Here is an 11,994-nt window from a genome sequence, read left to right as displayed (position 1 = left end):
TTTTAGTTCGTTATGATTACTGTAAACAACTATGTATAACTTATTTCTCCTTAACTAATTATCACAAAGAAAGTGGTGACACAATGTCTTCATCCTACTGGCTAACAAATGTATGTTTAGAAAAAGGTTATCGCTATGAACATGGGGCGATTATTGGCACAATAACGGAAAACTGCCACCTGTTTGTCGAAAATGGCAAAATCGCCAACATCATCTCTGCTGATACGTTGCTGGACGATCATTTACCAAAAAAAGATGTTCATAATTTATTAGCTTTACCCTCCTTTGTTGAAAAGCATGTTCATTTAGACAAGACATTACTTGGAGATAAATGGCGTGCAGTTACACCTGTTTCAAGCATTTTTGAACGGTTTGAACTTGAAAAAAACGTGTTGCCCACCCTTCCAACGACAACAAAAGAAAGGGCTCAAGCACTTATTGAAGTTCTGCTACAAGCTGGTTCTACACATATTCGCACACATGTGGATATCTATCAAGAAGCAGGCCTAAAAAACTTCTTTGAGGTTCAGGAAGCACTTGCAGAATATGAAGGGAAATTATCTTACGAGATTGTTGCTTTTCCACAGCATGGCTTGCTATTGAATAACTGCGCAGATTTAGTAAGAGATGCTGTCCGCAATGGAGCAGGCTTAGTGGGTGGTGTTGACCCTGCCAATGTTGATGGAAATATGGAAAAATCCTTACAGCAGATGATGGATATTGCTGTGGAAGAAAATGTAGGTATTGATTTGCATTTACATGATCCTGGTCAGCTTGGGTTAGCGACAATTAGAAGGCTGGCAAAACTGACAGAAGAGGCCGGCTGGCATGGACGAGTGGCCATCAGCCATGCTTTTGCATTAGGAGACATGGGTAAAGGGGAAGCTGATGAAATGGCACAGATGCTTGCAGAACTTGGCATTTCCATTATTACTAGTGTACCAATTGGCAGAACCATCCCCCCCGTCAGCTTTCTTCATGATAAAGGAGTTCAAGTTGCAGTTGCTTGTGACAATATTTTTGACTCATGGTCGCCCTTTGGCAATGGAGATATTTTAGAGAGAGCCAGCACATTAGCCCAGCTTTCCGGCAGATCAACAGAACAAAAGCTTGCAGAAACTCTTGGTTTTATAACAGGCGGAATTACACCATTGAACAAAAATGGACAGCAGGTTTGGCCGAAAATCGGCGATGAGGCAAGCATTGTCTTTACAGAAGCAAGCTGCTCTGCTGAAGCAATTGCCAGAAGATCAAACCGCCCATCAGTTCTGTATAAAGGAAAATTAGTAGCAGGTGGATTTACGAAAGGATGATTCATAGATGACACATTCTTCTTATTGGCTGAAAAATGTCCGTTTAGAAACAGGATATCAATTTAAAGACGATATAGTTACTGGCACAAACACATCCATTTTCCATATTCTCATTGAAAACGGAAAATTTGCTGAGATTGTTCCTGAGTCAACATTCATTAGTGATGATGTTATCAAGTATGATGCAAGAAAATCTCTAATGCTGCCAACATTTAAAGAAATGCATATTCACATTGATAAAACTTATTATGGCGGTCCATGGAAAGCTGTTACACCAGCAAAAAACATCTTTGATCGCTTTGCAGAGGAAAAAGAACTGCTGCCTCAACTGCTGCCGACTGCCAAAGAAAGAGCAATGAAAATCTTAGATTTACTGATTGGGTTCGGTTCAACCCATGTCCGCACCCATGTTAACATTGATCCTGTCATCGGACTGAAAAATTTAGAAGCTTCACTAGAAGCTCTTGCTTCCTTCTCGGGAAAGATTTCACATGAGATTGTTGCTTTCCCTCAGCATGGTTTGCTTCATTCTGGTGTAGCGAGTCTTGTCAAAGAAGCACTAACAAATGGTGCTACACATGTTGGCGGAGTGGATCCACATTCAGTAGACAGGAATATAGAAAAATCGTTGAATACGATTATAGAGATGGCCGTTGATACTAATTCAGAGGTGGATATCCATATCCATGACAGAGACCATTTAGGGTTGTTTACAATGAATCGATTGGCTGATTTAACGGAGCAAGCAGGTTTGCACAACAAAGTAACCGTCAGCCACGCCTTTGGATTTGCCGGTGTTCCTGATATAAAAGCTGCTGAACTGGCCGAGCGCTTTGCTCATCTTGGAATCGCAGTGACTACAACAGTCCCTATTGGTAAATTAATCATGCCTATTCCATTATTAACAGAGAAAGGTGTTCCAGTATTACTAGGCACAGACAGCCTTACTGACCATTGGTCCCCGTTTGGCAACGGCGATAATTTAGAAAAGGTTGGCCGTCTCGCAGAGCTTTACGGCTATGTGGATGAATGGTCTTTATCACAGTCACTGCGGTTTGCGACTGGGGGAAAAACACCGTTAAATAAGCAAGGCAAACAAGTTTGGCCAATTGTTGGAGATGATGCTGATATGAATCTTGTTAAAGCATCATGCAGTGCTGAAGCAGTGGCAAGACGGGCAACTAGAGAAGCAGTCTTTTATAAAGGAACATTGCTATCAGGGTCTCTTTCCCGCTAATACCGACAAAGGATAAAGGAGGGAAAATTCTTTTTGCGAACTCTATTAATCTTATTTTTAACCACAATCATTTTGGTTGGTTGTCAAGCAGCTCCAGAACAACAGAAAACGGCTAACCAAGACAAAGAGAACAACTCAGAAGAAACAATGATGAAACATAAGGAGGCTGACTCAGAAGAACCGATGAGTAATCAAGAAAAAGAGCAGTTTTTTCAAGCAGTGGAGACTGGCAATATATCTGAAATTACGAGTTTCATAGAAAAGGGAATCGATATTAACAGTGTCGATCAAGAGGGCCGGACTGCAGCAATGGTTGCTACTTACAACAATGATCCTGAAACAGTAAAGCTTCTGATTGAAAATGGTGCTGATGTTAATATTCAAGATAATATGAAAAATAACCCTTTCTTGTATGCTGGGGCAGAAGGATATTTAGAAATTGTTAAGCTGACTATAAATGCTGGAGCAGATCCAAAGCTGGTAAATAGATTTGGCGGAACAGCATTAATTCCTGCATCTGAGCACGGCTATGTGGATGTTATTAAAGAGCTTCTCGACAACACGGATATAGATGTTAACCATGTTAATAATCTTGGCTGGACAGCTATGCTAGAAGCAATTGTGCTTAGTGATGGCGGGGAAAATCAACAGGAAACAATTCAATTATTAATAAAGCATGGAGCAGATGTTAACATCCCTGACTCGAATGGGGTTACTCCCCTTCAACATGCAAAGGAGCTAGGTTTTACGGAGATAAAAGATATTCTTATAGATGCAGGCGCTAAAAAATAGGAAGAGGGGCAAGTTATAATTGGATAACTTGCCCTCTTCCTATTTTTTTGTGAATAAATTCACATAATATTATATTATGCTTCCTTCTTAAAAGACTTAACAACCGCTTGTGTCTTTTCTGAAATATTATACCAATACGCAGCACCTACAAAAACAGCGCCTCCGATAATATTGCCAAGTGTTACTGGCAGCAAATTAGCAAACATCCCCCCAAAAGAGACTGTCTCAGGATGCGGGATGATTAATGCAATAGATAGCAACGTCATATTTGCAATGCTATGTTCAAAGCCAGAAGTGATAAATGCAAAGAGACACCAAAATATCATAATTAATTTAGCCGTTTCATCCTTGAGCTTCACGGAGCACCATACAGCTAAACAAACTAATATATTACAAAGAATGCCGCGGATAAGCAATTCCATAAAAGGAGCATTCATCTTTGCTGCTGCTCCACTTGTTACAAAATCTGCTACACCGCCAATAGCTAAACCAGAATAACTGAATAATAATGCCACAAGGATAGAGCCGATAAAGTTGCCGATATAGCTGAATCCCCATACTTTGCCCGTGTCTTTCCAGGTCACTTTATTTTCCAGCATCCCAATTGTCATCACCATATTATTGCCAGTAAAAAGATCTGCGCCTGCCATAATCACTAAGCTCAAAGCAATACCAAAGGAGACTCCCATGATAATTTTTGTACCAGCAAACTCAGCTGGAGCCAGCATACCGCCAATTGTAAAAATAAGAATTATCCCTAATCCAACGAAAAAACCAGCAAGCATTGAGCCTACTATATACTTACTTTTGTTTGCATTAAGTGCATTTGTCTTCATTAATGCAGTGTTACTAAAAGCTGTAATTACATCTTTCATGTTAAACACTCCTCATCTTGCTTCATTTCCCCGTTCAGCCATTATTTGCTCTTGCATCCTTTCTAACAGCACCTGCTTCAGGCGTGAATCGTATTGCAGCGGATCACAAAGAATGACCTCTTGGCGGCTGTTCGCAACAGCACTTTCCATTCTTTTTAACAGCATACCTGTAAATAATAGATATGGGACAATATAAATTTTGCTGTACTCTTGCTGAAGTTTATTCAACTCATTAACAAAGTCCGGCTTACCAGCAGTTAAAAAGGCAGTATAGACAGGTGCATCTAATCTGCGGTAAATATGATGGCTCATTTCCAACAGCTTCAGAATTGGTTCAGGATCACTGCTGCCTCTGCCGACAATTAGAATACTTCCTTCATTGTCGATTCGTCTTTCTTGAATTCGTTTTATGACTAAGTCTATCATTTTGGGATGAACATCAAATGGTCTAGAAACATAGAAGTTTACCTCTGGAAATATCACTTTCATTTTAGCTAGCTCTTCTGGAATATCTCTCTTAAAATGAGTTGCCGCAAACAGCAAAACAGGAACTACTAAAATATCTTTTGCTCCGCCTGTAATTACCTTTTTCATTGTTTCAGAAATTGATGGTGAAACAAGCTCTAAAAAGGCAACTTCTTGAACCTGTATATTCACTTCTTTTTTTACTTCTTCAACAAACGTTGTAAACTGTTTGTTTCCTATAGGCTTAATGCTGCCATGTCCAATGTATACAATTGCGTCCATTCGTGATCACGCATCCATTCTTTTTTATCTAATTCTTGCTGGACCTTCTCATCTACACGCCTGAATCCCATTTGTAATGCATATTTTTTTACTGATTGACCTATTGCAGCAAAAGACAATTCCTTAGGATCTCTTTTAGTATAATAATTCCATTCTTGCAGAAAGAGATCGATTGAGCGTTTATTCGAAAAAACAACTGTTTCCCAAGCATCTTCTGTCAATAATCGTTCATTTATCTCATCAAATCTAGTATCGATATCCACATGATGACTTGGTATTACGAGCAAATTATTCGAAAATGTATTTTCAGTTAATGCCTGCATGTCACCAATTAAAACCGCTTTGCTTCTATCAAAGGATGCCTTATTACTGTGCACTCCTCTTTTTTGTAGCTCTTCACGGACTTTTTCAGACAGATGTTCAATCCGCCGCGGAAGATTCCTTATATCATACCCAGCCTTAAATAGCTGGGAGAATAAGATATCTATTCCTTCCGGAGAAGCAAAAATTAATCTTTCAGCTTCCATCACTATTTGCAATTCTTCATTTGAAAAGGAATGAGGGATTGTTAGTAAAGCAGGAAATGCATAAGCTTCTGCTCCGTTGATTGTAAAATGCCTTTCAAGGATGCTTTCTTCTTGGTCACCTGCAATCAGCAGCTTTCGTTGATAAAAAGGTTTTTTCTCAAACCAAGCAATGCTTGACCGCAGCTTGACCACATCACCAACTATCGTTAAAGCAGGGTTTTTCACATTTGCTTCCGTTACCTTTTCAACAATTGTCTTTAACGTGCCTTCTACCACCCTCTGTTTTCCTAAAGTCCCCCATTCAATAACAGCTGCCTTTGTATTACTAGCATAGCCTTCTAATAGTAACTGCTCGCAGATGTCCGGCAAGCCTTGTACCCCCATATAGTACGCTAGTGTTTCTCCTGCCGCTTCCTGCTTAGGTAAGGATGTTAAACCTTCATTTTTCTTGCATCTATGCCCTGTTCTAATCGTAAAACTATTGCTGTAATCGCGGTGCGTTACTGGAATGCCTGCATAGATGCTCGCGGCAATGCTTGCTGTTATTCCAGGCACTATCTCAAACGGTATATTGTATTTGGCAATTGCTTCTGCTTCTTCGCCGACTCTGCCAAAAACAGAAGGATCACCGCCTTTTAACCGGACTACATATTTTCCCTTTAATGACTCCCTTACTAATGTTTCATTAATCTTTTCTTGCCGCATAATATGATGATTTGGCAGCTTTCCGCAGTATATGAAAACACAGTCATTCTTTGTGAAGCGTAAAAGCCGCGGATTGGCGAGACGGTCGTACAAAACAACATCCGCTTTCCGTAAGCACTCCATCCCCTTTGCAGTAATCAAGCCAATATCTCCAGGTCCTGCTCCCACAAATGCTACATACCCCTTGTTTGTTTTCATTTTTTACACCATTACATAAATTTCGTCGTCTTTTATTAATGTTTCATATACTTCTACACAGCCCTCGTCTGGTTTTTGCACGAGCCCTGTAACTAAAGAAATCTTCCAATCATGCAGCGGGCAGAAAACATACTCTCCAGACACAATACCCTCTGCCAAAGGGCCGTTTTGATGTGGGCAGCGGTTCTCTATCGCTCTTACTTCACCATTTGAAAGATGAAATAAAGCAATTGATTTTCCTTTCAGATGCACTTCTTTGCCGATTTGAACTGGCAGATCCGCTTTTTTCATAATTTTCGTCCATTCTTTTGTTGCTGTCATTTTTACTTCCCCCTCCATTTTTATCCTTAACGATTATCCTTTAATTACTTCATACATTTCTCGTTTCGTTTCATCACTCAATATGGAAGACCAAGCCTCTTTATATGTTAATCGCGCCTTTTCAAAACGGCTTACAAACTGATTAACATTCTCTTCATTTAATAGTGTTTCTTTCACCTTATCAGCGCCTGTGCGCTCTACCCATGGAGCTGTTCTTTCTCCGTAATTCGCATTTTCCCGGTAATATTGTACATATGCTTTTGCAAATGTTATAACCTCTTCTTCTGTTTTAACAGTAGTTAAGCTGTCACACTCTCGAACTTCGGTGCCTCCATTTCCGCCGAAATACAGCTGATAGCCATTTTCTACACAAACAACCCCAAAGTCTTTTGTCAGCACTTCAGCACAGTTACGCGGACAGCCAGTAACTCCCATCTTCATTTTATGCGGCGTATCCACCATCTCTATCGCTTGTTCAAGTTTAATGCCAAGCCCTAAAGAGTCCTTAGTCCCAAAACGACAGAATGTTGAACCGACACAGGATTTGACGTTTCGAAGTGATTTAGAATAAGCATAGCCAGAACGCATTCCTAAGTCTTCCCATACATGTGGTACATCCTCTTTTTTCACTCCGTACAGTCCGATGCGGCTTGCACCTGTAATTTTCACTAACGGAACATTATACTTTTTCGCTGCTTCGCCCAGTTTAATTAATTCGTCTGCCGTCGTTGTTCCGCCATACATCCGAGGGACAACAGAAAATGTACCATCTTTTTGAATATTTCCTTCCATCTTTTCATTCACGAATCTTGATGCTTTATCATCCTCGTATTCTTCCGGGAACAGCATGCGCATATAGTAATTCAAAGCTGGACGACATTTAGAACATCCTTCTTCACTTGCAAACTCAAGAACCATTCGCACTTCCTTCGGTGATTTCAGCTGCTTCTCTTTTATTTGTGCGACTACTTCGTCACGAGTTAATGCTGTACAGCTGCACATTCCTGTCTTTTGCAAAGATGCATCAAAACCGTCTCCAAGGGTATGTGCTAAAATACTCTCTACCATTGGTTTACATTTGCCGCAAGATCCGCCTGCTTTTGTACAGCCTTTCACTTCTTCAAATGTGCTTAGTCCTTGCTCTAGAATGGATTGGACGATTGTTCCTTTTGTTACCCCGTTACAGCCGCACACTGTATCTTCCGCACTCATGCTTGCAACTAAATCTTCTTCTCTTTCCTGACCCGCTTTACTCAAAACAGACGAGCTTGTGTATTCACTGATGTCTGCCTGTTTTTTCAGCATATTAAACAGGCGATTGCCGTCTGAAGCGTCTCCGTAAAGAACAATCCCCACGATTTTATTCTCTGTTACTAAGATTTTTTTGTATAATCCTGCAAATTGGTCATGAACAATAATTGCTTGCGTATTTTCATCTTCATGGATCTTTCCACCTGAAAATAAGTCACAGCCGGCTACTTTCAGCTGAGTAGAAAGCACACTTCCTTGATAGCCCTCACTCTGTCTCCCTGTTATATAATCAGCTAAGACAGTACCTTGCTCATAAAGAGGTGCAACTAATCCATATGCTATCCCGTTATGTTCCGCACATTCTCCGACTGCATAGATAGAAGGATCAGATGTTACCATATAATCATTAACAATAATTCCGCGGTTCACTTCTAAGTCAGCTTCTTTAGCAATTGCAATATTCGGACGAATCCCGACAGCCATCACAACAAGATCACATTCAACAGATGATCCATCTGTGAACGTTAAGCCTTGCACACGGTTCTCTCCATAAATTTCAGCTGTTTGTTTTTCCATCAAAAACTTCATACCTTGTGCTTCCAAATCTTTTCTTAAGAGATTCGCTGCTGCTGCATCCAGCTGCTGCTCCATTAAGGTCGGCAATAAATGAACAACATGGACATCCATGCCACGGTCAATTAACCCTCTTGCCGCTTCTAATCCCAATAAGCCACCGCCAATAACAACAGCCTTTTTATAGTTTTGAGCTGTTTCCAGCATTTTTTCTGTATCTTCAATCGTCCTAAATCCGATAACTCCTTCTAATTCACTTCCGGGAATCGGCAGGATAAAGGCACTCGATCCTGTAGCAATAATTAGCTCATCATAGTTAATGAGTTGGTTTTTATCTGTGACTAGTTCTTTTTTATTTCTATCAATCTTAATAACCTTTTCTCCCGTTATTAAGTGAATGTGATTTTCCTCATACCAGCTCCAGTCATTAATGTAAATATCATCGACCGTCGTCTTTCCTTGCAAAACATTTGAAAGCATAATGCGATTATAGTTTGGATAAGGTTCATCTCCAATAATGGTAATATCAAAGCTATCAGTATTTCTCTTTAGTATTTCTTCAACAGTTCGGACTCCTGCCATGCCGTTTCCAATCATGACTAATTTCTTTTTCATTGTCTTCCCCTCCAAGATAAGGACTAGAAAATCGATATGATTGTGAAATAAATCACATATATAGTTGTTACACTTAAACTATAAGTTTTTCAAAACTATATTGAATATTCCCCCCTAAATACAAAACCTTATAAAGAAGTAGTGGAAATGCATCTTTTATAGTTCCATTATATCTGCTTCATTAGGTAGAAAAGACTTAAAAATTCGACGATTTTATGACAACTACTTTCATACCGTTAACCTAATAAAAATTTCCAACGCCGAAAAAGCCTTTAAACACTATTGAAATAAGGCTTTTCATTAGAAATCTTGCGCCATGTTAGCCTATAATAAATAGAGGTTTATTATTCACACAATTGTCACAATATTTAGCGTAGCAAATTGTAAGCGCTATTTTTTTAGAGGAGGTTATCATTTTGTCAAGATTAGCGAACAAAGTAGCCCTTATTACTGGAGGAGCAGGCGGAATTGGGAAAGTAACAGCAAAACGTTTTTTAGAGGAAGGTGCCAAAGTAGTTCTAGTAGATTTATTTCAAGAACCTCTTAATCAGGCAAAAGCAGAATTAGAAGCCTTCGGAGAAGTTATCGTTATACAAGCAGACGTATCCCAAGAGGAAGATGTGAAAAACTATGTAAAGAAAACTGTCGAGAAGTTCGGCAGAATAGATGTCTTCTTTAACAACGCAGGAATCGAAGGTAAAGTAGCTCCAATCACAGAACAAAAAGTAGAAGACTTAGACAAAGTTCTTGCCGTTAACGTTCGCGGCGTATTCTTAGGACTAAAACATGTGTTAGCCGTCATGAAGGAACAAGGAAGCGGAAGTGTTATCAATACTTCTTCTGTAGCCGGACTAAGCGGCAGCCCGAACGTAACACCTTATATCGCATCTAAACACGCAGTCGTCGGCCTAACAAAAGCCACTGCAGTAGAAGTTGCTCCATACAAAGTACGTGTCAATTCCGTTCACCCGTCCCCAGTGAACACAAGAATGATGCGCTCATTAGAAGAAGGCTTCGCACCAGGACAAGCTGAAGCAGCGAAAGCAGACATGGAAAAATCAATTCCATTAGGAAGATACGGAGAATCCGAGGACATCTCCAATCTCGTTCTATTCCTTGCTTCGGATGAAAGTGCGTTTATTACAGGTGTGCAGTATCGGGTTGATGGTGGTATGGGGGCTTTGTGATTTAAATAGAGAAATAGTCAGTTCCTCGTTTTTGTGGAGCTGGCTATTATTTTAATTACATGGAATTATAATTCACTTAAACTTCACTTTTGGAAAAAAAATAGACACAACCCCTGCAAAGCTTTTACAGGTGTTGGTCTATTTTTTTATCATTATTAATTGTAAAAACATGATCTTATCTTAACTGAAAGTGTCGTCTTTTTACTTCTCTAGCAAGTTAACACATTTCTCCATACTCTCTATCACTTCTTGCAGTGATCTATCTGCCATACTCGCTAATTTCAAATGATAATTCTCGAATGGAAGATGCTTTGTAATTTTATTTGGAACTACTACACAGTTTAGACCGGCTGCAAGTGCAGCTTTAGAACCATTAGCTGAATCTTCAAATGCTATTGCTTCTTGCGGATTAACTCCTAAAAGCTTGATTGTATTTTTATAAAGCTCTGGATCTGGCTTCACTTTTTTGACATCATCTCTTGTTTGAATAACATCAAAATAATGAAGGATGTCCAACTCCTTTAAAAAATGTTCAACCCAATCCCTATAAGAGCTTGATGCCAAGCCAATCTTTAACCCTAGCTCTTTAGCTGCTTTCAAATAATCCTCGATTCCATCTCGTGCAAAAGGCTTACTCAATTTTGCTTTATGTAAAACAGCTGATTTTTCGATGATTTCGTCTCTTGTTAAAAGCCCATTCGATTGGCTTAGGATAAAATTATAAAGGCTGCTAGAATCAGTGCCAATATGGACAGCATATTCACTTATTGGCAGTTTTCCTGGTTCCATTTCTAAAATATCACAAAAACTTTCATATAAAGCGTATTCTGTATCAATCGTTAATCCGTCAAAATCAAAAACAATCGCTTTTATCATCTGCTTCCCCTTCTTTCCACTTAATCCAAAAGGCTTTTATTTCCGTATAATTCATACCATTCTCTACTGAATGTTTCTACATTCTCTTTAATAGATGGAACTTTAAGAAATGCTTCAATAATGTCTGGAGAAGCTGTAACCCCATGTGCTCCTGCTAGGCAAACCTCTAGTACTTGTTGGGTATTTTTAAAACTTGCTGCTAATACTTCACAATTAAAATTAGATTTTACGAATATTTCTACTATATCTTTGACAACTTGGATACCGTTGCCTGTCAAGTTATCAATTCGGTTCACATATGGAGCTACATAGTTTGCACCTGCTTTGGCAGCTAAGTATGCATTTAAGGGAGTATAAACTGTTGTTGCTAATGTCCGAATTCCAATGCCGCTCAACAATTTAATTGCTTTTAAGCCTTCGCTTGTCACAGGTATCTTGATTACTATATTCCCTTGTAATGACTTCTGAATGTACTTTGCTTCTTCCACTATGTTTTCTGCCTTGTCAGCAATTGTTTGCACAAAAAGTTCCTTCTCTACGCCTAGACTGCTTTGGATTTCTTTTAGTAAAGGTAAAAAAGGTTTGCCTTCTTTAACGATAATACTTGGGTTTGTGGTTACGCCGTCAATAGAATAGTATTCAGTAAGCATTTTAATTTTGTTTATGTCTGCAGAATCAATGAATAGTTTCATATTTCCACTCCCTTTAGGAAAAAATAAAATAGCTTAACTTCCGACGACCATTTATCTGATTACCTAGAAATGTTAAGCTATTAAC

Annotated in this window: 11 protein-coding genes; 4 read left to right on the top strand and 7 right to left on the bottom strand. The window is 39.2% G+C overall.

Annotated features, from left to right (window positions below; genetic code table 11):
* Positions 1–83: 83 nt before the first annotated feature.
* From LXM54_RS16555 to LXM54_RS16545, 3 genes are read left to right on the top strand one after another with little or no spacing between them, the layout of a single operon-like run.
* The gene (locus tag LXM54_RS16555; RefSeq protein ID WP_233316341.1) at positions 84–1,313 is read left to right on the top strand and encodes an amidohydrolase; all 1,230 of its coding nucleotides are present in this window, start codon (positions 84–86) and stop codon (positions 1,311–1,313) included.
* A 7-nt stretch (positions 1,314–1,320) separates the two neighbouring features.
* On the top strand, positions 1,321–2,550 hold the full coding sequence (locus LXM54_RS16550; protein WP_233316340.1) for an amidohydrolase family protein: 1,230 nt from the start codon (positions 1,321–1,323) through the stop codon (positions 2,548–2,550).
* Positions 2,551–2,583: 33 nt separating this feature from the next.
* Positions 2,584–3,342, top strand: a complete 759-nt coding sequence (locus tag LXM54_RS16545) for an ankyrin repeat domain-containing protein (protein ID WP_442780499.1) — start codon at positions 2,584–2,586, stop codon at positions 3,340–3,342.
* A 74-nt stretch (positions 3,343–3,416) separates the two neighbouring features.
* On the opposite strand, the gene LXM54_RS16540 is transcribed toward LXM54_RS16545, so the two are convergent.
* From LXM54_RS16540 to nirB, 5 genes are read right to left on the bottom strand one after another with little or no spacing between them, the layout of a single operon-like run.
* A complete protein-coding gene (locus LXM54_RS16540; RefSeq protein ID WP_233316339.1) occupies positions 3,417–4,217 on the bottom strand; it encodes a formate/nitrite transporter family protein in 801 nt (266 codons plus the stop codon).
* A 12-nt stretch (positions 4,218–4,229) separates the two neighbouring features.
* Positions 4,230–4,964 carry a sirohydrochlorin chelatase gene (locus LXM54_RS16535; protein ID WP_233316338.1) on the bottom strand — a complete coding sequence of 245 codons (735 nt, stop codon included), beginning with the start codon at positions 4,962–4,964 and terminating at the stop codon, positions 4,230–4,232.
* A complete protein-coding gene (gene cobA / locus LXM54_RS16530) occupies positions 4,919–6,394 on the bottom strand; it encodes a uroporphyrinogen-III C-methyltransferase (RefSeq protein WP_233316337.1) in 1,476 nt (491 codons plus the stop codon). Before cobA ends, LXM54_RS16535 begins: the two co-directional genes overlap by 46 nt.
* A gap of 3 nt (positions 6,395–6,397) precedes the next feature.
* On the bottom strand, positions 6,398–6,715 hold the full coding sequence (gene nirD, locus LXM54_RS16525) for a nitrite reductase small subunit NirD (protein WP_233316336.1): 318 nt from the start codon (positions 6,713–6,715) through the stop codon (positions 6,398–6,400).
* Between the two features lie 33 nt (positions 6,716–6,748).
* Positions 6,749–9,154, bottom strand: coding sequence for a nitrite reductase large subunit NirB (nirB, locus tag LXM54_RS16520; protein ID WP_233316335.1), 2,406 nt, complete (start codon positions 9,152–9,154; stop codon positions 6,749–6,751).
* A gap of 416 nt (positions 9,155–9,570) precedes the next feature.
* On the opposite strand from nirB, the gene LXM54_RS16515 reads away from it, so the two are divergent.
* Positions 9,571–10,341: an SDR family NAD(P)-dependent oxidoreductase gene (locus LXM54_RS16515; RefSeq protein WP_233316334.1), complete on the top strand. Its 771-nt coding sequence runs from the start codon at positions 9,571–9,573 to the stop codon at positions 10,339–10,341.
* A 201-nt stretch (positions 10,342–10,542) separates the two neighbouring features.
* Here LXM54_RS16515 and LXM54_RS16510 read toward each other — a convergent pair whose 3' ends face one another.
* The gene (locus LXM54_RS16510) at positions 10,543–11,214 is read right to left on the bottom strand and encodes an HAD family hydrolase (RefSeq protein WP_233316415.1); all 672 of its coding nucleotides are present in this window, start codon (positions 11,212–11,214) and stop codon (positions 10,543–10,545) included.
* Between the two features lie 23 nt (positions 11,215–11,237).
* Positions 11,238–11,909, bottom strand: coding sequence for a transaldolase family protein (locus LXM54_RS16505; RefSeq protein WP_233316333.1), 672 nt, complete (start codon positions 11,907–11,909; stop codon positions 11,238–11,240).
* Positions 11,910–11,994: the final 85 nt, after the last annotated feature.

The sequence above is a fragment of the Bacillus sp. Au-Bac7 genome (assembly GCF_021341655.1).
Taxonomy (GTDB): Bacteria; Bacillota; Bacilli; order Bacillales; family Cytobacillaceae; genus Niallia.
Note: the sequence above shows the minus strand (reverse complement) of the source record. Positions and strands in the feature narration are given on the sequence as shown.